Below are 20,444 nucleotides of genomic sequence, written 5' to 3'. Positions count from 1 at the left end.
TATAACGGCCGCAGGTGCCATATGGCCCTGGGTGGCCTCACCCCCCAACAGCGGCTAGCTCAGCTGCAGGCATGAACAACCTGGTGGGAAATCACACTTAGTCTCAATGGCCTGTCCTGCGGCCCCTGCCCGGTGTTCCCGTGAAGTCCCTGAGCTTCGACGACGGCTCCACCCTGCCGATGCTCGGCCTGGGCACCTGGAACGCCCCGCCGGGGGACGTGGGCGCGGCGGTGCATGCGGCCCTGCGGCTCGGCTACCGCCACATCGACTGTGCCGCGATCTACGGCAACGAGGCCGAGATCGGTGAGGCGTTGAGTGCCGCCATCCGGGAGGGCGTGGTGACCCGGGAGCAGCTCTGGATCACCTCCAAGCTCTGGAACAACGCCCACGCCCCCGCGGACGTGCAGCCGGCTCTGGAGCGAACCCTGGCCGATCTGCAGCTCGACCACCTCGACCTCTACCTGATCCACTGGCCCGTGGCCTTCCGGCCTGGCGTGCTGATGCCGGAGACGGCGGCCGATCTGATCCCCCTGGAGGAGCTGCCGATCGCCAGCACCTGGGCGGCGATGGAAGCGGCGGTGGAGCAGGGGCTGTGCCGCCACATCGGCGTGAGCAACTTCGGCAGGGCCACCCTCGAGTCCCTGCTGGCGCAGGCCCGCATCCGGCCGGCGACCAATCAGGTGGAGCTTCACCCCTACCTGCAGCAGAACGAGCTGCTCGCCTTCTGTCAGGCCCTCGGCATCCCTCTCACCGGTTACGCGCCGCTGGGGTCGGCCGGCCGGCCCGCCTTCATCCGGCCCGCCGGGGAGCCGGTGCTGCTGGAGGATCCCACCATCAACGCGATCGCCCAGCAGCGGGGCATCACCCCGGCCCAGGTGCTGCTGCGCTGGGCCCTGCAGCGGGGCACCGCTGTGATTCCCAAGTCGGTGAGCCCGGGGCGGCTGTGCGAAAACCTGATGGCCGCCGAGGGGGACCTGGCCGCCGAGGACATGGAGGCCATCGCCGGCCTGGAGCGCGGCCACCGCTACATCGATGGCTCCATCTGGGTGAAGGAGGGCGGCCCCTACACCCTGGAGAACCTCTGGGCCTGATCAGGCCGCGGCCAGGCGCCGCCGCAGGTAGGCGATGGCCAGCTCCGAGGCTTCCCGCACCAGCTGGGTGCCGAGCGGTGGCTCCTGGGTGGCGGCGAGCCACAGCAGGTTGCCGATGGTCTTCACCAGCACGTAGGCGATCAGGCGGCCGTCCTCGGCGCTGAGGGTGGCCCCTTCGGCGGCGGCCCGCTCCAGCAGCGTTCCCGACCAGTCGGCGATCAGCCGGGCATCGGCCTCCTCCTCGATGGCCAGCAGCTCGGCGGTGGTGGCCTGCACGTCCATGAAGATGGCCGGGTAGCCGGGGTGGTCGCGGAAGAAGCGATCGGTGAGCGCCACCGTGCCGGTGATGTAGGCCTCCAGGGGCAGCGCCGCCCCTTCCCCGCCGGCGAAGGCGGCGAGTGCTTCGTGCAGCTGCTCGCCGTAGCCCTGGGCCAGGCGGCGCAGGATCGCCCCCTTGTCGGGGAAGAACTGGTAGAGGGAGCCGATCGGCACCCCGGCTTTGGCGGCGATGGCGTTGGTGGTGGTGCTGCCGACACCGCCTGAAACGAACAGCTCCTCGGCCGCCGCCAGGATCCGGCGCACCCGCTCCTGGCTGCGGGCCTGGCGCGGCTGGCGGCGCAGGGGCGAGGGCTCGGCGGGGGTGGCGGAGGCGTCAGCCATGGGTAGGGGCGCCAACAAACACGAGCGATCCTCGCATCCCCGTTGAAAAACGCGAGGGATGCTCATACTTTCAGGCACGTGAGCAACGCTCATGTTCTTTGCGGTTCCTGCCATGGCCACCACCCTTCTGCCCGCCGCTGCGCCGTTCGAGGCCCAGGCGGTGCCGCCCCAGCTGTTCCGGATCTTCGGCACCGTCGTGGCCATGGGCGGCGGCGACACCAGCCTCGAGCTGGTGGGGGCCCTCAGCGAAGCCCTGCTCGAGACCCCGTCCTATGCGCTGGCGGCGGAGCACCTGCGCCGCGATCCGGCCTGCGCTGCCCTGATCGATCAGCGCTGGATTCCCCCCGCCCACGACCTGACCCAGCTCGCCGCCCTGCCGCAGGGCTGCCTCGGCCAGGTCTATGGGTCGGCCATGGGGCAGCTGGGTTACGACCCCAACCTCCATGCCGGCATGGAGCCCACCAACGACGCGGTGTATGTGGAGCTGCGCCTCAGCCAGACCCACGACCTCTGGCACGTGATCACCGGCTTCGACACCTCAGTGATCGGCGAGATCGGCCTGCAGGCCTTCCATCTCAGCCAGTTCCCCTATCCTCTGGCCTCGGCGCTCACGGCCCAGTCGCTGCTGTCGATCACCGTCCTGGAGCCCGAGCTGCTGCCTCCCCTGGTGGAGGCGATCCGGATCGGGCTGGAGATGGGGCGGGAGGCCAGGCCCCTGTTCGCCCAGCGCTGGGAGGAGGGCTGGGCCAAGCCACTGCAGCAGTGGCGCGAGGAGCTCCAGCTGCGCCCCTTCGCTGAGTGGCTGGGGCGGCCATGAGCGGATCCCTCCTGTTCGCCGGCGTCCAGTTCTGGTTCGTCGCCGTCACCTGGCTGATGCTGCAGCGCACGGGCTCGGGCACCTCCCTGGCCCCGCCTGCTGGAGGACCGCCATCTCGGCCAGGCCCACGCCTGGCTCCAGGGCAGCGAGCAGATCAGCAACGTGGCCGGGCCGGCTCTGGCGGGCCTGTCCCTGGCCGTTGCCGGGGCGACGGCGGCCCTGGCCTTCGACACCGTTCTGCTGCTGCTCGCCGTGGGCTGCTTCGTGCAGGTGCGGCCCCGTTTGGCCGCGGCGGACACGGCCCCGACGGGGGGCCTGGGGCAGGGCCTGCGGGAGGGGTCGCCTTCGCCTGGGGCCACGGGGCGATCCGCACGGGCCTGACGCTGATCGCCATGATCAACCTCGCCGTGCTGGGCCCGGTGGTGATCGGCGTGGTGGAGCTGGTGACGCTGCGCTTCGGCGGTGACGCCGCCACCTACGGCTGGCTCCAGGCCGCCTACGGCGTGGGTGCCCTGGTGGGGGTCTGGTGGGCCGGCCGGTTCGGTGCCATCGCCCATCCGGGGGGCGCGCTGGGCTGGCTGTCGGCCGGGCTGGGGGCGGGCCTGCTGGGGTTGGCGGTGGCCTGCCAGTGGTGGACGGCGGCCGCCCTGCTGGCGGCGATGGGGATCGGCGGCGGCCTGGTGGGGGTGCTGGCCACCGCCTGGTTGCAGCGGGAGACCCCGGCACCCCTGCAGGGCCGGGTGATGGCCCTGGCCATGCTGGCCGGCGTCGCCTTCGATCCCCTGTCCCAGGCCCTCTCGGGGGTGCTGATCGACATCTCCCTGCCGGGGTTGTGCGTGGTCGCCGGGGGGAGCCTGCTGCTCACCGTGCCTTTCGCCCTGCGCAGTGCGCGGGGGTGAGCGGGCTGGATCTCTTTGCGGGACTTGAACTGCTCAATGTGGGGAGGTTGGCAAGACTTGGGTATCTCTGGATACAGGGGGTGATGGGACCCGTGAGCCACTGCTACAACGTGGACGTTGCTTTCGCAAGGCCATGCAGCGCCAGGGATTGAGGGAACCTCTCCAGCAGTTTCCCGAGGAGTTCTCAGAATGGGATCACATTGTGGGTGTAGTTCACGGAAACCGCCGAAAAACAAGTTATGAGCACTATGTGGTAGCCCACTCCATCATGCAGGGCGCGCCTGACGGAGACAACGCTGACAGGCTCCTGAGCAGGCAAGACTACCGGTGAAAGTCTGAGAAAAGTGGACATCGGCAGACCGCACGCGTCGCCCCACCGAATAAGAAGTCTAAATTGGCCTGTGCTGTGGAGTTTTATGCTCTCTAGTCCCATGACACTTGCCGGCCTAAGAGCCATTCGTGACGCCGACCCGAGGCTGGAAGCAATTCCGATCTTCGGGACGGGCTCCATTGAAGAGGCCCACTGTCGAGCAATGGGCCCGATGTGGACCATGCAGCTGTTCAGAAGCCCCAGAGGAAAATTCGAGGTTTACCAACCACTGGACATGCTGGACCGCCTACTGGTCTCTGCGGCGACGGCAACCTTTTCGAAGGTTACACGAGTGAAGCAGGCCAACCGTCATTTAGTGAATGCGACTGTCGCAAATATGTTCTCAGAAGGCATTCCCTTTGTAGTTCATCGGTTCGATCTGCGGCAGTTCTATGAGTCAATACCAAGAGAACAGATCGAACTGCGGCTGATAGATGACCTTGGCTTGCCCCGATCAGCAGTGCGGGTCATGCGCTCTCTTTTCCAGGGCTGTACCGAACAAGGCGTTGTCGGACTCCCACGAGGAGTTCCTTCCAGCGCCGTACTCTCTGAGGACTACCTGCTGCCAATTGACAGGGCCCTGTCAAACCATGATCACATTTACTTCTATTCCAGATACGTAGACGACATTATCGTTGTGACATCGGCGGAAGCCAAGCATCTTGACCTAAAGTCATGGCTTCGAGACCAATTGCGAACTCGGGGTGGGCTGCGCCTCAACCATGAAAAGTCACATGGCGTATTGATCGAAGGTGGGCAGGCCAACAAGCTCCCCAGCCATATCGAATTCCTTGGCTACCGGTACACCATCACGCCCCAAAAGAAAAACAAAAACGCGGTTTCAATTGATATTGCACCTGCGAAAATAGAAAAGGTTTCATCACGACTGTGCTTGTCGGCCCGAGCGTTCTTGATCGACCATGACTACGCGCTATTTGAGGATCGAATCCGCGCCCTCAGTGGGAACTATAGAATTCCAGGCGGGCAGAAAGGGCATCGACCTAAGGTGGGAATTTTCTACTCGTACCCTGCCGTTTCCGCAAGCACATATGACCAGGGCGAAAGCGGACTGTCGAAGCTGGACTCGTTCCTGAGGGCGCTGCTGTTGGGTCGCAAAACTTCGCTGAGTAGGAGCCTTGCGGCAGCACTCACTAACGGGCAACGCCGACACCTGGCGCGGTACTCCTTCATCGCCGGTCATCGCACTCGACAATTGACCAAGTTCTCCAGTCAAAGGGTGGGGAAAATTGTGGGGTGCTGGAAGTATGCCTAAACATCAAACGCAGTCCCTAAGAGATTCCGACTTTCTGCGCGTCCTCCTGACGGATACCACTCCCGTGGAGGTTCCTCTTTTCTTCAGCAACGAGGGCACCTACCAATGGGCTAGGGCCCATCGGCAGGATCTAAGGGCAGGCTCGTGGCCGGGCTCGGAATTGCTTGAAGCATTCATCGCTAAGCTCTTGGATCCACACCCTGATCCTAAGAACAATAGCCCATCTCGTCCCTATCAATACTCTGTACGAGTGAGTCCGGTTAAGGACCGGAAACTGGCTCTTCCACATCCCCGCAATCAGATACGGTGGGCTCAGATGTACAGGCATCGCCACTTGTTGATGGTTCATTACTGTCAGCGAAGCAGCTGGTCTCTGCGTGCTCCCAAGAAGGCCGGTAGCCGCACATTAGTGGAAAACTCGAATCAGAACATCCATCACCTTAAGCATGCTGCGGCTGGCGTTGATCTTGACTCTGAGCATTTTCTGTTCCGCCACCCAACCTCGTTTTTTGCCTATACTGGCTACCGTCGGCTGCACAAGTTCTTTGAATCCGAGGAGTTCCTGGGTTTGGAGCGGCGTTACCCTGTTCTTTGGATGCTCGACATAAGCAACTGCTTTGGCAGCATCTATACCCACTCTGTTTCGTGGGCAATGAAGTCCAAAGGCGTTGTGAAGCAACATATTGATGCGAGTGCAAACACATTTGGTGGCGAAATCGATCGCGAAATGAGAGATGCCAACTGGGCGGAGACAAATGGAATTCTAGTTGGTCCTGAACTGAGCCGGATCTTCGCTGAGATCATCCTTCAGGACGTAGACGCCCGGGCGGCAAAGTTCATAGAAAAACGTAGGGATCATCTCTCGGGGAGGTTTGTAGTTCGCAGGTATGTAGATGACTACTTTGTCTTCGCGGCTAACGAAGTGGTAGCGGCAGAGGTTGCGGAAGTGGTCGCGGCTGAACTGGAAACCTACCACCTGTCCATCAATTCCAAAAAAACCATCAAGCTTGCAAGGCCCTTCATCACCGAGCGCTCCGCGGCAATTGAACGAATCAAGGGACCATTAGCGGCCTTAATCGATACTATTTCGATGCGGTCAAGTGTTGGCGCTGACCCAGGCGCGGATCTAAAAAATCTATCAGATGAAGAGGCAGCCGGTCTTCCTGATGAGGTTAGAGAGCCTAGTCCGAAGTTCGCAGTCGTTCCGAAGGAGATACGAAGTATTCACAGACTAAAGGCGGCGTTCCTCAAGCAGATTCGGGCTGTTTGCAGTAGCAGCGAGTTCGGTTACGGCTTGGTTACGGGTTACCTCATCCCCGCACTCTCAAACCATCTTATTCGAATTTGCCAGGTAGAAAGTGTTTCAGATGGAGACGCATCGAAGTACAGGCGATGCATATTGCTACTTGTCGAACTGGTTTTTTTCTTATATGCCGTTTCACCAACTGTGGACCACTCTACAAGGCTGGCTAGCTCAATCCTGCTGGCATTGTCATTCCTAGAATATACTGGCTTACGGGATGTCAAACTTGCTGTGGAGGAGCAGGTGTTCCGTTCGGCTACCGCTTTTCTCAGGGAGACCGCGGAGGTGAGGCCAGCCATGCAAGGTGCAGGGCTGGAAACGCTAAATGTGGTAACTCTGGTTGGGCAGTTGGGGGCGGAATTTGAAATTCCATGGCACATATTGAAGCTTTGGGTAGTTCCAAAGGGTGGTCTGTTGTCCAAGCTTGACTACTTCTCCCTGATCACGCTCGCGAGGTATTCCGGTGGCCGCAAGGGATACGAGGATGCTGTGCGTGAAGTCGAGCAAGCAATAGCTGATCGTGTTCGCGACTGTTCTAAGGTTGACTTGGAAGCATCCTCAGAGGTGACTCACTTGGTGCTTGATGCTTTGTCCTGCCCGCACTTCTCAAAGGACTTCAGGAAGAAACTGCTCAAGGACTCCGTAGAAAAACTCGGAACGCGTAAGTCAAGGGCTAATGCGGAGTTGACAGGAGCTGTGCAGTGGCTTGAAAGTCATCCATGGTTCAGCGACTGGCAGGACGTGTCACTTTTTCGAAGTCTTGAACGCCGCCAGCGGACCAGTGTGTACTGAGTGTGTTACGATTTTGAAGGCAGGAGGAGTCTCGTCGGCGTTCTCGGTCGTTTCTTCTTGATTTCGATCAGATCATACCGGGCATTATTTCGGCATCTTGCAACGATGCTATTTGCTCGGGGTGGTAGCTCTCGAGCTCCACACACCCATCAGACCGACTCTTCGTGCCACCCAATTCGGATCGACGTAGCGTCCATCTGGACCTTCTAGGTACGGCTAATATCTTCCAAATGTAGAAGACGTAAGCAAGAATAACTCATCATTTTCCAAGTCTCGGCCCGCTTCTGATCTGGAGCGTTAGAGGTGCTTTCATTCTCGCCCAATCCTGCCCGCCATCGAGACGAAGAAAATTCTCGTTCTCGAGGGGGAGAAGGATGAGCTCGTTGCTGAGGGAATCGTCTGCAATGTCTTGTGTAACGACATCCAAGCGATGCTCATGTTGATCGGAATCCAAGTGCCGTTCTGCTTCAGCGAAGAATGGAGCTGGTGCTTGCAGACGGAGAGCAGCGAGTATTGGATGAGTCATCGCAGCGGTTCCGACCCAGCCGCCGATCCCAATCCATACCGTTACGCCCTGAAGCCATCCATTCTCGCGCTGCCGCGCCACAACGACCACCCCTGCTGATCGCCCACGGCCCCACCCCCACCCCCATGGCCACCAGCGACTTCTTCCGCCCCGATTACCGCTCGGCCCGTGAGGCGTTCCTGGCCGCCGTCGTTGGCGCCGGCGCCCGGCTCACCAGCCATGTCCTGCCCGATCACCGCGGCCCGGCCGGCGAGCCGCTCGCCATCGATGCGGCGGCCCTGGGCCCCGCCGAGCCCGAGTCCCTGCTGCTGCTGATCTCCGGCACCCACGGCGTGGAGGGCCTGGCCGGATCTGGTTGCCAGGTGGGCGTGTTGCTGGATGAACTCCACGGCGCCCTGCCGGCCGGCGGCGGGGCGCTGCTGATCCATGCCCTCAACCCCCATGGCTTCGCCTGGCTGCGCCGCGGCAACGAACAAAACATTGATCTCAACCGCAACGGCCTCGACTTCTGCGGCCCCCTGCCCCAGAACCCGGCCTACGACGCCCTCCACGACGCCCTGCTGCCCGGCGACTGGGACGGGCCCGAGCGGCAACGGGCCGACATCCTGCTGGAGGCCTTCATCCGCGGGCACGGGATGGCCGCCTACCAGGCGGCGCTGCAGCGCGGCCAGTACACCCATCCCACCGGCCTCTTCTATGGCGGCAGCCGCCCCAGCTGGTCGCTGTCCACCCTGGAGAAGATCCTCACCGAGCACCTGGGCCCGGCCTGCCGCCGCCTGGCGGTGATCGACCTGCACACCGGCCTGGGCCCCTGGGGCTTCGGGGAGCTGATCGGCAGCGGCGCCACAGGCGATGACTGGGAGCGGCTGCAGCGCTGGTATGGCCCGGAGGTCACCCGGCCCGGCCTGGGCCCGTCCAGCTCATCGGAGGTGTCGGGCTCGTTGCCGGTGTTTCTGCGCCGAATGCTCCCTGCGGTGGAGCTCACCGTTCTGGCCCTGGAGTTCGGCACCCGCCCGATCGATCAGGTGCTGGCGGCCCTGCGCGCCGATGCCTGGCTGCACGCCGTGCCCGATCGCCCCACCACCCACCGCGAAGCGATCCGCCGCCAGGTGCGCGATGCCTTCCTGATCGACAGCCCCGCCTGGCGGGCCGCTGTGTACGGGCGCTGCGCCGATGTGGTGTTGCGGGCTTGTAGGGGGTTGGGGGGGTGAGCGGGGCGTGGAAGATGCAGCACCACCCTCCGCAGCCGATCTGCATTGATTCGCCTGGCGGAGATCAATGTCGTCTGCGCAGAAGAGGCCTTTCGACCCTCTATCTCAGAGGTGGCGTTCGCGCTTGTTTTCACGCCGACAACATTGGAGCTATGCTCAATGAATACTGACGTAGGAGAACTGGCACATTCCTATGGACAACATATTTGAGGCTGTCGTTGAAAAAGATGGACGTATCAGAATCCAGAGCTCTGTCCATCTGAAGGCGGGGGCGAAGGTGTTCGTTTCCGTTCCTGTTGACGACCCTGACTCTGTCATCAGCGGAGTTGTCTTAAGTGAAACGGCTCTAGCGGCTGACTGGCTGAACTCAGAAGAGGAAGCTGCATGGGCCCACCTGCAATAGGTGACGTCGTACTCATCCTGTTCCCCTATTCCGACCTGTCGCAAGCCAAGCGCAGGCCGGCCTTGGTCATTGCAGACGTTGGAATCTGGGACTTTGTGCTGTGTCAGATCACCAGCAAGTCCTACACAGATAGGCTGGCAATTCCGCTTCTGGAAAGTGACTTTGACAATGGAGGGCTCAAGCGTGAGAGCTTTGTCCGCATCGGTAAGTTGTTCACTGCGAATTTCTCGATCAATTCTGGAGTGGCCGGCCGGCTGAATCCTGTGAAAATGACTGAGGTCCTGGAAGCGTTGGTCGACATCCTGCTTGCAGGCGACCATGAGAGTTGACGCGCCACGACATCGATGGGGCGGCCCTGCGCCCAGCGGGGGCGAGAGTGGATTGTCCCGGCGCCCCTGCCCGATGCGATCCCCACTGGTGGCCCTGTGCGCCGTTGAAGCCTGCCTGGTCGCGGGCGGCTCCACCTCGTTCACGGTCACCTTCCGCTCCGACGGCAAGCAGATCGAGATGGAGAAGGTGGGCGAACCCTGGCCCTGCTGAGCCCAGCAATGGCCGCACCACCCTGGCCACCTACCGGCAGATCTCCTCCGCCTTCCTGGTGCGCAGTGAGCGGGGCAACACCTACACGATTCCCTATTAGGGCCCTGCTCTTTGGATGCGGCGCAGGCGAAGCGTCGCCCTGGCTCAGGCCGCCTCCAGCTGCTGCCGCAGGGGCGGCGGCAGACGGATCCCTGAGAGGAAGGCCAGGGCCACCAGCAGGCATGAGGCCCACAGGCAGGCCTGCAGGCCGCCCACCAGGAACAGGGCACCGGAGAGCAACGTGCCCACCAGCCGGCCCGCCGCATTGGCCATGTAATAGAAGCCCACGTTGAGGCTCACCGATTCGGCATCGGTGTAGGCCAGCACCATGTAGCTGTGGATGGAGGAATTCATCGCGAACACGGCCCCGAAGGCTGCCAGGCCCACCACCACCGCAACCCCGGGATTGCCCACATTGCGCCACAGGCTGATGGCGATCAGGCCGGGGATGGCCGTCAGCACGGCGCTCCAGAACTGCACGGCAGACACCCCTGGCGGACCGCTTTTGCCCCAGCTGCGCCGCAGGGCCGGCACCGAGGCCTGAATGATCCCGTAGCCGATCACCCACAGGCCCATGAAGCCACCGGCTTCCCAGTATTTCCATCCCAGCACTGATTGCAGGAACACCGGCAGGGCCACCACGAACCAGACATCACGGGCGCCGAACAGGAAGAAGCGCGCCAGCGACAGCACGTTGATGCCCTGCGATTTCGAGAACAGCGCTCCGAACGCCGGCTTCTGCTTCATGCGCCCGATCTCGCCGGGCAGCACCAGGGTGATCAGGAAGGAAACAAACAGGCCCGCGGCCATGGCCCCAACGGCGGCGCTGAACCCGATCGTGGTGAGCAGCAATCCCCCCAGGAAGAAACCCACCCCCTTGAGGGCGTTCTTGGAGCCGGTGAGGATCGCCACCCATTGGAACAGCTGGGCCTCGCCCCGGCTGTGGTCCTCGGGGGTTTCCGGCACCACCGTCTTGATGGCGCTCTTGGCGCTCATCTTGTTGAGGTCCTTGGCGATGCCGCTGATCGCCTGGGCCACCATCACGTAGGCCACACTCCACCAGCGCGGCCAGCTGTCGGCCACCGGAATCAGCATCAGCAGGGCTGCCACCTGCATCAGCGTTCCGGCCCAGAGGGTGAGCCGCAGCCCGAAGCGCGCCCCCAGCCAGCCGCCGTAGAGGTTGGTGAGGATGCCGAAGAATTCGTAGAAAAGAAACAGAAAGGCGATCTCCAGGGTGGAGTAGCCGAGCTGGTGAAAGTGGAACACCACCAGCATCCGCAGGGCCCCATCGGTGAGGGTGAAGGCCCAGTAGTTGGCCGTGACGACCACGTACTGCTGCAGTCCCGTGAGCTGTTTCATCGGGCGGCACCGGCTGGGAGGGTGGCTTCCATGGCGGCCACATGGCAGGCCAGATCGGCCATCCGGCAGCTGTAGCCCCACTCGTTGTCGTACCAGGCGTAGACCTTGAGCTGGGTGCCCCCCGTCACCATCGTGGAGAGGCCGTCGACGATGGCGCTGCGCGCATCGTTGACGTAGTCGATCGATACCAGCGGCCGGATTTCGTAGCCCAGGATCCCCTGCAACGGCCCGTTGGCGGCGGCCTCGAAGGCGGCGTTCACCTGCTCGGCGCTCACCTCCTGCCGCAGCTCGAACACCGCATCGGTGAGCGAGGCATTGAGCAAGGGCACCCGGATGGCATGGCCATTGAGCTTGCCGGCCAACTCGGGGAAGATCAGGCCGATCGCCCGGGCCGAACCGGTGGTGGTGGGGATCAGGCTCTGGATGCAGGAGCGGGCCCGGCGCAGGTCGCTTTTGAACCCATCCACCACCACCTGGGTGTTGGTCACATCGTGGAGGGTGGTGATCGAGCCGTGGCGGATCCCGAAGCTCTCGTGCACCACCTGCACCAGCGGCGCCAGGCAGTTGGTGGTGCAGGAGGCGGCCGTGAGCAGGCGGTGGCGCTGGGGGTCGTAGAGGTGGTGGTTGATGCCGTAGACGACGTTGAGCGCCTCTGCTCCGGCGACCATTCCTTTCACCGGGCAGGCCACGATCACCCGCCTGAGGCCCGCCGCACTGAAGTAGGGCTCCAGGGTGTCGGGAGTTTTGATCTTGCCGCTGCATTCGAGCACCAGCTCCACCCCGGCGGCGCCCCAGGGCACGGCGGTGGGATCCTTCTGCTGGCTATAGCCCACGCGCTGATGGCCAACCAGAAAGCCCGTTCCGCCCGCTTCCACCGCCTGGGGCCAGCGGCCATGCACCGAGTCGAACGCCAGCAGGTGGGCGGCGGCGGCGGCGTCACCGGCCGGGTCGTTGACGTGCACCAGCTCCATGCCGGGGCGGCCCCAGAGGGCGCGGAACACCAGCCGGCCGATGCGGCCGAAGCCGTTGATGCCGATCTTCATCCGGAACAGGGGCGACCAGGGCCCGAACATAGATCAACTAAAGTTGATCTCATACGTGTTGCCGAGCACATGGCTGTTCCAGCGGTTGTTGCCCCTCCGCCCATCCCATCCGATCAGGCCCGGGCCCTGCTCAAGGCCCTCGCCGACCCCCTGCGCCTGCGGGTGATCGAGGCCCTCGGCAGCGGCGAGCGTTGCGTCTGCGATCTCACCGGCGATCTCGACCTGGCCCAGTCGAAGCTCTCCTTCCACCTCAAGGTGCTCAAGGAGGCCGGGCTGCTCGCCGATCGGCAGGAGGGCCGCTGGATCTACTACCGCCTGCGCCCGGAAGCGATCGAACAGCTGCGCCGCTGGCTGGCGGCGCTGGGCGCCCAGTGCGGCAGGCCCTCCCCTCTGTGCCCGTGAGCGGCCAGCGGCTGCGGCCGGAACGATCGTGAAGAATGCGGCCGGATCTTGATCACCGAGCCGGGCTCAGGCCGCACCCCCCTGGCCAACTAGCAGCTGCCCCGGCCCTGAGCGCCGATCCGCAGCACCTTCGCCCCCCGCCCTTGGCCGCGGCGCAGCTCCTGCAGGGCCCTGTTCGCCTCGGCCAGGGGGAACTCCTTCACCTCCGGCCGGATCCCGGCGGCGGCGGCCAGGGCCAGGAACTCCCGCACGTCGGCGCGGGTCACGTTGGCCACCGAGCGGATCTGCTTCTCCCGCCAGAGGTCGCGGGGGTAGTCGAGGCCCAGCAGGGCCGCCTTGTCGGCCTCCTGCTTGCCGATGGCGTTGATCACCAGCCGGCCGCCGGGCTGCAGGTTCTTCAGGGCCTCCACCACCGGCGTCCAGGCGGGGGTGGTGTCGATCACCGCGTGCAGCTGCACCGGCGCTTCGGCTTCGGTGGGGCCGGCCCAGCTGGCCCCCAGCTCCAGGGCGAAGGCCCGCTGGGCGGCGCTGCGAGCGAACACGAACACCCGCGAGGCCGGAAAGCGGTGCCGCACCATCGGCAGCACCAGGTGGGCGGAGGCCCCGAAGCCGGTGAGGCCCAGATCCTGCCCATCCATCAGGCCGCTCAGTTGCAGCGAGCGGTAGCCGATCGCCCCGGCGCAGAGCATCGGTGCCACGGCGGCGGCCTTCAGCCCCGGCGGCAGGGCATGGGCGAAGGCCTCCGGCACGGTCACATACTCCGCGTAGCCGCCGTTCACGTCCCGGCCGGTGGCCACGAACGCTGGGCAGAGGTTCTCCCGGCCGCTGCGGCAGAAATCGCAGCTGCCGCAGGCCTGGAAGATCCAGGCGATGCCCACCGCGTCGCCGGGGGCGAACAGGTGCGCGCCGGGGCCGGTGGCCGCCACGCGACCCACGACCTGATGGCCCGGGATCACCGGAAAGCGGGGCGGGGGCGTGCGGCCCTCGATCTCATCGAGTTCGGTGTGGCACACACCGCAGACTTCCACCCGCACCAGCAGCTCCCCGGGGCCGGGCACCGGCTGCGGCAGCTCCATGGGCCGCAGCGGCTCCGGCGTGTGCGCCATGTCGCAACAGGAGGTCAGCACCATCGCTTTCATGGCGGTCACCGCGGCTGTCCTCAGCCTCGCCCGCCCTGGCCCTCGAGGCGCCGCATGGCCCGCTGAATAGCCCCCACACTGGGAATGGGCCCTCCGGCCCATCGACCCTCCGCAGAACCTCCCATGCCTGCACCGAAGGTGGCCTCCAGAACTCCCATCCGCGTCGAGCTGGAGGAGGGCAAGGAGTACTTCTACTGCGCCTGCGGGCGTTCCTCCGACCAGCCGTTCTGTGATGGCTCTCACCAGGGAACCGACTTCACCCCCTTGTCCTTCGTGGCCGAGAAGAGCGGCAAGGCCCTGCTGTGCCGCTGCAAGCAGACCTCCACGCCCCCCTACTGCGATGGCACCCATGCCCGCGTTCCCGCCGACCGGGTGGGCACCACCTTTGCCGTTGATGCAGAAGATGACGGCGACGGCAAAGGCGATGGGGATGGCGATGAAGCCGGCGACGGCGATGGGGATCCCGAACCCGACGGGATGCCCGAGCCCCACGCCACGGCGGAGGAGCCCAGCCTGGAGCTGATCCACCAGCTTGCCGCCCATGGCCTTGATCGCGTCGGGGCGGAAGGGCCGGTGGCGTCGATGGGGGTGCCCCGCGCCCAGCTGCCCCAGTGGAACGACATCCAGATCCTGACGGCCCAGCTGGCGCGCCGGCCCCTCGCCGGTGACGCAGCGGTGGGCACGGAGCTGGTGATCGGCCCTGCGGCCCGGCGTCCCCTGCGCCTGGAGATCCCTCTGTTCGTGTCGGACATGAGCTTCGGCGCCCTCTCCGAGGAGGCCAAGCTGGCCCTGGCCACCGGTGCCGAGCGGGCCGGCACGGGCATCTGCTCCGGCGAGGGCGGCATGCTGCCCGACGAGCAGGCCGCCAACCACCGCTACTTCTACGAGCTGGCCCCGGCGATGTACGGCTACCGCGAGGAGCTGATGTCCCGGGTGCAGGCCTTCCACTTCAAGGCCGGCCAGGCCGCCAAGACCGGCACCGGCGGCCATCTGCCCGCTGCCAAGGTCACCGCCCGCATCGCGGCGGTCCGCGGCATCCCCGAAGGGGAGCCGGCCTGCTCCCCGGCGGCCTTCCCTGATCTCTGCACCCCGGCCGATTTCCGCGCCTTCGGGGATCGGGTGCGGGAGCTGAGCGGCGGCATCCCGGTGGGCTTCAAGCTCAGCGCTCAGCACATCGAGCAGGATCTTGATTTCGCCCTCGAGGCCGGCGCCGACTACCTGATCCTCGATGGCCGCGGCGGCGGCACCGGCGGCGCCCCCCTGCTGTTTCGCGATCACATCTCCGTGCCCACCATTCCCGCCCTGGCCCGGGCCCGGGCCCATCTGGATCGCTGCGGCGTCAGCGGCCGGGTCACCCTGATCGTCACCGGCGGCGTGCGTACCCCGGCCGACTGCGTCAAGGCCCTGGCCCTGGGGGCCGACGGCATCGCCCTGGCCAATGCGGCGATCCAGGCGATCGGCTGCGTCGGCTCGCGCATCTGCCACACCAACCGCTGCCCGGCGGGGGTGGCCACCCAGGATCCCGAGCTGCGCCGCCGCCTGGAGGTGGAACACGCCGCCCAGCGGCTGGAGCGGTTCTTCCGCGCCACGGTGGCGCTGATGCAGGTGATGGCCCGGGCCTGTGGGCACGACCACCTGGCCCGCCTGGATCGCCACGACCTGACCAGCTGGCACCGGGACCTGGCGGCCCTGGCCGGCATCGCCTGGAGTGGTGCGGCGCCCCGGTCACTGCCATCGTTTTCCTCGATCGATGCGTCCGCTCCATGAAGGATCAGCTCGTTTTCGTGAGTGTGGGCGCCACCGCCACGCCGGAGCAGGAAAGCTTCGTGCGCCTGATCGAGGAGCGCCTGCGCAGCGAGGGGCTGACACCGAAGACCGTGGGCCGCAACACCTTCAGTTCCGAGGCGCCGCTGAAGGCCATCACCGAACTGATGGACAGCTGCTCCGGCATGGTCGTCATCGCCCTGGAACGAAGCTGGTTCCCCACCGGGCTTGACAAGCGCGGCGGCCCCCGGCAGGCGAGCCTCCATGACACGAAGCTGCCCACCGCCTGGAACCAGATCGAGGCCGCCATGGCCTACGTGCGCCATCTGCCGCTGCTTGTCATCGTTGAAGCGGGCCTCAAGGCCGAGGGGCTGCTGGAGCCCGGCTACGACTGGTACGTCCAGACCCTGCCCCTCAAGGAGGAGGCGCTCCACTCCAACGAGTTCAACGGCGTCCTGGCCGACTGGAGGGAGAAGGTGCTGCAGCCGCAGCAGCAGGATCCGCAGCGGCTGTCCCGGCGCCCGAATCCGGCCGACCTGTCGCTGCTCGAGCTGATCGGAAGCCTGAAGCCGGTCCAGCTCTGGAGTGTGCTGATGGCGGCCGCCGGCGTGCTGGCCGGCACCTTCAGCCTCGGGGTGCACCTGGCGCCATCGCTGCAGAAGGGGGGCCGTCCGCCGCTGTCCCTTCAGCTCCCCCGCCCCATCGGCATGGCCGTGGGGAACAGCGCGGCGAAGGCGGCCTGGCGTTCGGCGGCGGGTTCCCCGGCCCGCTCCCAGAGGGTTTCGAAATAGAAGAACACCATCCCCAGGCCCCTCTCCCTGGCCGCCAGCACGTGGGAGCCGACCAGCTCCATGGCCACCGGCCGGTTGCGCTGGCCCGTCATGATCCCCACCGCCGTGGGAATCCTGCGCCGCGTTTCCTGCACCTCCGGCCGCTCCAGCTGGGCGTTGAAACTCTCCAGATCCGGGCGATACACCTGCATCACGATCTCATCGACGATCCCCTTGCGCACCCAGGTCAGCCAGTCCTGCAGCTGCAGCTTGTAGGCGAAGTCGTGATAGTTGGGTGACACCGACACGATCGCCCCGGGCCTGCGGCTGCGGATTGCGGCGCGCAGCTGCTCCATGAAGGCGGTGATCCGGTCGGCCCGCCATTTCACCCAGGCCGGATCGGCGGAATCGGCCGGTGGATCCTTCTTCGTGTCCTTGCGGTACTGGGCCACCGTCCAGGCGTCATAGCCGAACGCGCTGGGCAGGCTCATGTGGTCGTCGAACTGGATGCCGTCGGCGTCGTAGTTGGTGATGATCTCCAGCACCAGTTCGGTGATGAAGGCCTGCACCTCGGGCAGCAGGGGATTGAGCCACACCACCTCCCCGGCGGCGCTGATCGAGGTGGTGCCGCCATCGCGCTTCCGGCTCAGCCAGCCGGGATGGAGCCGGGCCAGCTCCGAGGTGGGCGGCGCCATGAAGCCGAATTCGAACCAGGGGATCACCCGCAGGCCCCGGCCGTGGCCCTGCTGGATCAGGTCGGCCAGGAGGTCCTGCCCCTGCAGCCCCCGGAAGGTGAACGACTGGATCTTGCGCCGTTCGGTGACGGCGCTGGGGTAGTAGGCGTAGCCCCCGTTCCACACCACCGGGTAGAGGCTGTTGAAGTGGAGCCGCTCCAGCTGGCCCAGCGCCTCCCCCAGCCGGGCACGATCCCGCAGGGTGCCCATGTCGTTGCTGGTCAGCCAGACGCCCCGGATCTCCCGGCCCCGGGCCGGCTGGGGCGATGGCGGCGGCGGCGGTGGCGGTGGCGGCAGGGCACGGGCGGGCGCCCCGGCGGCGGCCAGCAGCGCACCGATCAGCCCCAGCGCCTCCCGCCGCCGCAGGGGGTGACGGGTCACCCCTCCAGCACGGCCACGCAACGGCCGCACAGGGTGGGGTGGCTGGGGTGCCGGCCGATGTCGGTCTCGATGTGCCAGCAGCGCTCGCACTTGCTGCCCTCGGCCCGGGCGATGCGCACCCTCACTCCCTCCTCCTCGATCTCCGCCAGGGGGGCTTCCAGGTGCGGCCCGCCCAGTCGCAGGTCCGACACCAGCAGCCAGTCGGCCAGGTTGTCCACGGCCGGGTGGGGGCTGGCGGCCAGCAGCGCCAGGGCCTCGGCCAGCGGTGTGGCCCCGGCAGCCGCAGCCTGTTCGGTGTCCAGCAGCTCCAGCTGCACCTGGGCCTCCAGGGAGGCCCCCAGTTCACCCCGGCCGCGGCAGCCCTCCAGGGCCCGGTTCACCTGGGCCCGCAGGTCCAGGATCCGCTGCATCGGCGCCACCAGCTCCGGGGCGGACCAGCTGGCCGGCACCGTGGGCCAGCCCCGCTCGAACACCGAGGCTTCGGCCACCGGGTAGGGCAGGTTCTGCCAGATGTCCTCGGCCATGTGGCACAGCACCGGAGCGATCAGCCCCGCCAGCCGCTCCACCACCAGGTGCAGCACGGTCTGGCAGCTGCGGCGGCGCGCCTCCCCGGCGCCGCTGACGTAGAGGCGGTCCTTGGCGATGTCCAGGTAGACGTTGGAGAGGTCCACCACGCAGAAGTTCTGCAGGGCCTGGAAGAAGCGGTAGAACTCGAAGCGCTCGAAATCGGCGCTCACCTCCTCGATCAGGCTGGCGGTGCGCTGCAGCATCCAGCGATCCAGCAGCGGCAGATCGGCGATGGCCACGGCGTGGTCGGCGGGCACGAAATCGTGCAGGTTGCCGAGCAGGTAGCGGGCCGTGTTGCGCACCTTGCGGTACACATCCGCCAGCTGTTTGACGATCCCCGGCCCCAGGGGCACATCGGCGGAATAGTCCACCGAACTCACCCAGAGCCGCAGCACGTCGGCGCCGTAGGCGGGCTCCTGTTTCTCGTTTTTGCCGCCCTCCACCAGCACGGTGGGGTCCACCACATTGCCCAGCGACTTGCTCATCTTGCGCCCCTTTTCGTCGAGGGTGAAGCCGTGGGTGAGCACCCGCCGGTAGGGGGCCTGGCCGGTGACGGCCACCGAGGTGAGCAGGCTGCTCTGGAACCAGCCCCGGTGCTGGTCGGAGCCCTCCAGGTAGAGATCGGCCGGGCAGCCCAGTCCCCGGGCCTCGAGCACTCCGGCCCAGGAGGAGCCCGAATCGAACCACACGTCCATGGTGTCGGTGCCCTTGCGCCAGGAGGCGGCCTGGTCGGCCAGCGCCGGCGGCAGCAGCTCCGCCTCGTCCCGCTCCCACCAGACATCGGCGCCGTGCTCGGCGATCAGCCCCTGGACGTGGGCGAGGGTGTCGGCATTGAGCAGCACCTCGCCCGTCTCGCGGTGGTAGAAGACGGGAATCGGCACCCCCCAGGTGCGCTGGCGCGAGATGCACCAGTCGCCCCGATCGCGCACCATCGCCTCGATGCGGTTGCGGCCGCTGGCCGGCAGCCAGTCCACCGCGTCGATGGCCTCCAGGGCCTGGGCGCGGAATCCTTCCACCGAAGCGAACCACTGCTCCGTGGCCCGGAAGATGGTGGGTTTCTTGGTGCGCCAGTCGTAGGGGTAGCGGTGCTCGTAGCGCTGCTCCGCCAGCAGCAGGCCGGCGTCCCGCAGGGCGGTGATGATCGCCGGGTTGGCATCCTTGAGCACGTTGAGCCCGGCGAAGGGGCCGGCCTCCTCGGTGAGGGTGCCCGCCTCATCCACCGGGCAGAGCACCGGCAGGCCGTATTTATTGCCGGTGTTGAAGTCGTCGACGCCGTGGCCCGGGGCCGTGTGCACCAGGCCGGTGCCCGTCTCGGTGGTGATGTAGTCGCCGCCGATCACCACGGGGCTGGTGCGGTCCAGCAGCGGGTGGCGGTACTGGATCCCCTCCAGCTGGGCGCCCTTGAGGGTGAGCAGGGGTTCGAGGGGGCGCTCAAGGCTGGTGCGCAGGCGGTCCACCAGCTGGGCGGCCACCACCAGGTAGCGGGGGGTGCCGCCGTTGGTGGTGCCGTCGCGGCAGATGGCGTAGTCCAGCTGGCCGTTCACCGACACCGCCAGGTTGGCCGGCAGGGTCCAGGGGGTGGTGGTCCAGATGGCCACGAACAGCTGCTCCCGGTGGGCCGCATCGGTGGGGCCGTCGATGCCGGCTTCCGCCAGGGCCGCGGCCAGCGGGGCGGGCAGCTCCACCACCGGAAAGGCCACGTAGACGCTGGGGGAGGTGTGGCCGTCGGGGTATTCCAGTTCGGCCTCGGCCAGGGCGGTGCGGGAGCTGGGGCTCCAGTGCACCGGCTTCAGCCCCCGGTAGATGTGGCCGGCCAGCACCATCTGGGTAAAAACGCCGATCTGGGCCGCCTCAAAGTCCTTGTTCATGGTCAGGTAAGGCCTGTCCCAGTCGGCCCAGATGCCCCAGCGGCGGAAGCCGCCCTTCTGGATCTCCACCTGCTCGAGGGCATAGGCATGGGCCCGACGGCGCAGGTCGATCGGGGTGAGCCCCCGCCGCTCCTCGCCGCCCAGGCCCTGCAGCACCTTCAGTTCGATGGGAAGGCCGTGGCAGTCCCAGCCCGGCACGAAGCGGGCCCGTCGCCCCTGCAGCAGGGCGTGCTTGTTGATGATGTCCTTGAGGATCTTGTTGAGGGCATGGCCCACATGCAGGGCGCCGTTGGCGTAGGGCGGCCCGTCATGGAGGGTGAAGGGCTCGCCCGGGTTGCCGCGGCTGAGCCGGCCGTAGAGGTCGTGCTCCTTCCAGAAGGCCTGCAGTTCCGGCTCCCGCACCCGCGCGTTCGCCCGCATGGCGAAGGGCGTCTGCAGCAGGTTGAGCGTGTCCTTGTAGGACGCCGGGCTTGCCGTCACGTCGCCGGGGAGC

Annotated in this window: 18 protein-coding genes; 12 read left to right on the top strand and 6 right to left on the bottom strand. The window is 66.1% G+C overall.

Annotation, left to right across the window (positions count from 1 at the left end):
* Nucleotides 1-140: 140 nt before the first annotated feature.
* Nucleotides 141-1,091 (top strand): aldo/keto reductase, encoded by a 951-nt coding sequence (locus KUG41_RS06485; RefSeq protein ID WP_371734056.1) that lies wholly within the window; start codon nucleotides 141-143, stop codon nucleotides 1,089-1,091.
* Here the strand turns inward: KUG41_RS06485 and KUG41_RS06480 are convergent, their stop codons facing one another.
* Nucleotides 1,092-1,751 carry a TetR/AcrR family transcriptional regulator gene (locus KUG41_RS06480; protein ID WP_216902316.1) on the bottom strand — a complete coding sequence of 220 codons (660 nt, stop codon included), beginning with the start codon at nucleotides 1,749-1,751 and terminating at the stop codon, nucleotides 1,092-1,094.
* Between the two features lie 112 nt (nucleotides 1,752-1,863).
* On the opposite strand from KUG41_RS06480, the gene KUG41_RS06475 reads away from it, so the two are divergent.
* The 8 genes from KUG41_RS06475 to KUG41_RS06440 all read left to right on the top strand — a co-directional run bounded on the left by KUG41_RS06475 (nucleotide 1,864) and on the right by KUG41_RS06440 (nucleotide 9,885).
* Entirely contained in the window at nucleotides 1,864-2,568 is a 705-nt protein-coding gene (locus tag KUG41_RS06475) for a Coq4 family protein (RefSeq protein ID WP_216902314.1), read from the top strand.
* 162 nt (nucleotides 2,569-2,730) lie between these two features.
* Nucleotides 2,731-2,949 (top strand): hypothetical protein, encoded by a 219-nt coding sequence (locus KUG41_RS06470; RefSeq protein ID WP_216902312.1) that lies wholly within the window; start codon nucleotides 2,731-2,733, stop codon nucleotides 2,947-2,949.
* Between the two features lie 11 nt (nucleotides 2,950-2,960).
* Entirely contained in the window at nucleotides 2,961-3,467 is a 507-nt protein-coding gene (locus tag KUG41_RS06465; RefSeq protein WP_216902310.1) for a hypothetical protein, read from the top strand.
* 431 nt (nucleotides 3,468-3,898) lie between these two features.
* A complete protein-coding gene (gene drt3a, locus KUG41_RS06460; RefSeq protein WP_216902308.1) occupies nucleotides 3,899-5,110 on the top strand; it encodes an antiviral reverse transcriptase Drt3a in 1,212 nt (403 codons plus the stop codon).
* On the top strand, nucleotides 5,103-7,205 hold the full coding sequence (gene drt3b / locus KUG41_RS06455; RefSeq protein WP_305798563.1) for an antiviral reverse transcriptase Drt3b: 2,103 nt from the start codon (nucleotides 5,103-5,105) through the stop codon (nucleotides 7,203-7,205). Before drt3a ends, drt3b begins: the two co-directional genes overlap by 8 nt.
* A gap of 651 nt (nucleotides 7,206-7,856) precedes the next feature.
* Nucleotides 7,857-8,942, top strand: a complete 1,086-nt coding sequence (locus KUG41_RS06450) for a M14 family metallopeptidase (protein WP_216902304.1) — start codon at nucleotides 7,857-7,859, stop codon at nucleotides 8,940-8,942.
* A gap of 384 nt (nucleotides 8,943-9,326) precedes the next feature.
* The gene (locus KUG41_RS06445; RefSeq protein ID WP_216902303.1) at nucleotides 9,327-9,674 is read left to right on the top strand and encodes a type II toxin-antitoxin system PemK/MazF family toxin; all 348 of its coding nucleotides are present in this window, start codon (nucleotides 9,327-9,329) and stop codon (nucleotides 9,672-9,674) included.
* A 73-nt stretch (nucleotides 9,675-9,747) separates the two neighbouring features.
* On the top strand, nucleotides 9,748-9,885 hold the full coding sequence (locus KUG41_RS06440) for a hypothetical protein (RefSeq protein ID WP_216902301.1): 138 nt from the start codon (nucleotides 9,748-9,750) through the stop codon (nucleotides 9,883-9,885).
* 144 nt (nucleotides 9,886-10,029) lie between these two features.
* Here the strand turns inward: KUG41_RS06440 and arsJ are convergent, their stop codons facing one another.
* Together arsJ and KUG41_RS06430 are read right to left on the bottom strand one after the other, a co-directional pair.
* Nucleotides 10,030-11,283, bottom strand: a complete 1,254-nt coding sequence (gene arsJ, locus KUG41_RS06435) for an organoarsenical effux MFS transporter ArsJ (RefSeq protein WP_216902299.1) — start codon at nucleotides 11,281-11,283, stop codon at nucleotides 10,030-10,032.
* A complete protein-coding gene (locus KUG41_RS06430) occupies nucleotides 11,280-12,326 on the bottom strand; it encodes an ArsJ-associated glyceraldehyde-3-phosphate dehydrogenase (protein ID WP_216902297.1) in 1,047 nt (348 codons plus the stop codon). Before KUG41_RS06430 ends, arsJ begins: the two co-directional genes overlap by 4 nt.
* A gap of 69 nt (nucleotides 12,327-12,395) precedes the next feature.
* Here KUG41_RS06430 and KUG41_RS06425 point away from each other — a divergent pair, with 69 nt between their 5' ends.
* The gene (locus KUG41_RS06425) at nucleotides 12,396-12,728 is read left to right on the top strand and encodes a helix-turn-helix transcriptional regulator (protein WP_216902295.1); all 333 of its coding nucleotides are present in this window, start codon (nucleotides 12,396-12,398) and stop codon (nucleotides 12,726-12,728) included.
* A gap of 89 nt (nucleotides 12,729-12,817) precedes the next feature.
* On the opposite strand, the gene KUG41_RS06420 is transcribed toward KUG41_RS06425, so the two are convergent.
* Nucleotides 12,818-13,858, bottom strand: coding sequence for a zinc-dependent alcohol dehydrogenase family protein (locus KUG41_RS06420; RefSeq protein WP_254216905.1), 1,041 nt, complete (start codon nucleotides 13,856-13,858; stop codon nucleotides 12,818-12,820).
* A 132-nt stretch (nucleotides 13,859-13,990) separates the two neighbouring features.
* On the opposite strand from KUG41_RS06420, the gene KUG41_RS06415 reads away from it, so the two are divergent.
* A complete protein-coding gene (locus KUG41_RS06415; protein WP_216902293.1) occupies nucleotides 13,991-15,634 on the top strand; it encodes a glutamate synthase-related protein in 1,644 nt (547 codons plus the stop codon).
* Entirely contained in the window at nucleotides 15,631-16,422 is a 792-nt protein-coding gene (locus KUG41_RS06410) for a hypothetical protein (RefSeq protein WP_216902291.1), read from the top strand. Before KUG41_RS06415 ends, KUG41_RS06410 begins: the two co-directional genes overlap by 4 nt.
* Here the strand turns inward: KUG41_RS06410 and KUG41_RS06405 are convergent.
* Both KUG41_RS06405 and ileS read right to left on the bottom strand, forming a co-directional pair.
* The gene (locus KUG41_RS06405; RefSeq protein WP_371734055.1) at nucleotides 16,317-17,516 is read right to left on the bottom strand and encodes a family 10 glycosylhydrolase; all 1,200 of its coding nucleotides are present in this window, start codon (nucleotides 17,514-17,516) and stop codon (nucleotides 16,317-16,319) included. The two genes, KUG41_RS06410 and KUG41_RS06405, sit on opposite strands and share 106 nt — an antisense overlap.
* A complete protein-coding gene (gene ileS / locus KUG41_RS06400) occupies nucleotides 17,513-20,431 on the bottom strand; it encodes an isoleucine--tRNA ligase (RefSeq protein WP_216902287.1) in 2,919 nt (972 codons plus the stop codon). The genes KUG41_RS06405 and ileS overlap by 4 nt, the downstream gene beginning before the upstream one ends.
* Between the last annotated feature and the right edge of the window lie 13 nt (nucleotides 20,432-20,444).

The sequence above is a fragment of the Synechococcus sp. CCY 9618 genome (assembly GCF_019038415.1).
GTDB lineage: Bacteria > Cyanobacteriota > Cyanobacteriia > PCC-6307 > Cyanobiaceae > Cyanobium.
Note: the sequence above shows the minus strand (reverse complement) of the source record. Positions and strands in the feature narration are given on the sequence as shown.

Coding starts and splice junctions, on each gene's coding strand:
- KUG41_RS06480 (WP_216902316.1), bottom strand. CDS start 1,751: ATGGCTGACGCCTCCGCCACCCCCGCCGAGCCCTCGCCCCTGCGCCGC.
- KUG41_RS06475 (WP_216902314.1), top strand. CDS start 1,864: ATGGCCACCACCCTTCTGCCCGCCGCTGCGCCGTTCGAGGCCCAGGCG.
- KUG41_RS06465 (WP_216902310.1), top strand. CDS start 2,961: ATGATCAACCTCGCCGTGCTGGGCCCGGTGGTGATCGGCGTGGTGGAG.
- drt3a (WP_216902308.1), top strand. CDS start 3,899: ATGACACTTGCCGGCCTAAGAGCCATTCGTGACGCCGACCCGAGGCTG.
- drt3b (WP_305798563.1), top strand. CDS start 5,103: ATGCCTAAACATCAAACGCAGTCCCTAAGAGATTCCGACTTTCTGCGC.
- KUG41_RS06450 (WP_216902304.1), top strand. CDS start 7,857: ATGGCCACCAGCGACTTCTTCCGCCCCGATTACCGCTCGGCCCGTGAG.
- KUG41_RS06445 (WP_216902303.1), top strand. CDS start 9,327: ATGGGCCCACCTGCAATAGGTGACGTCGTACTCATCCTGTTCCCCTAT.
- KUG41_RS06440 (WP_216902301.1), top strand. CDS start 9,748: ATGCGATCCCCACTGGTGGCCCTGTGCGCCGTTGAAGCCTGCCTGGTC.
- arsJ (WP_216902299.1), bottom strand. CDS start 11,283: ATGAAACAGCTCACGGGACTGCAGCAGTACGTGGTCGTCACGGCCAAC.
- KUG41_RS06430 (WP_216902297.1), bottom strand. CDS start 12,326: ATGAAGATCGGCATCAACGGCTTCGGCCGCATCGGCCGGCTGGTGTTC.
- KUG41_RS06425 (WP_216902295.1), top strand. CDS start 12,396: ATGGCTGTTCCAGCGGTTGTTGCCCCTCCGCCCATCCCATCCGATCAG.
- KUG41_RS06420 (WP_254216905.1), bottom strand. CDS start 13,858: ATGGTGCTGACCTCCTGTTGCGACATGGCGCACACGCCGGAGCCGCTG.
- KUG41_RS06415 (WP_216902293.1), top strand. CDS start 13,991: ATGCCTGCACCGAAGGTGGCCTCCAGAACTCCCATCCGCGTCGAGCTG.
- KUG41_RS06410 (WP_216902291.1), top strand. CDS start 15,631: ATGAAGGATCAGCTCGTTTTCGTGAGTGTGGGCGCCACCGCCACGCCG.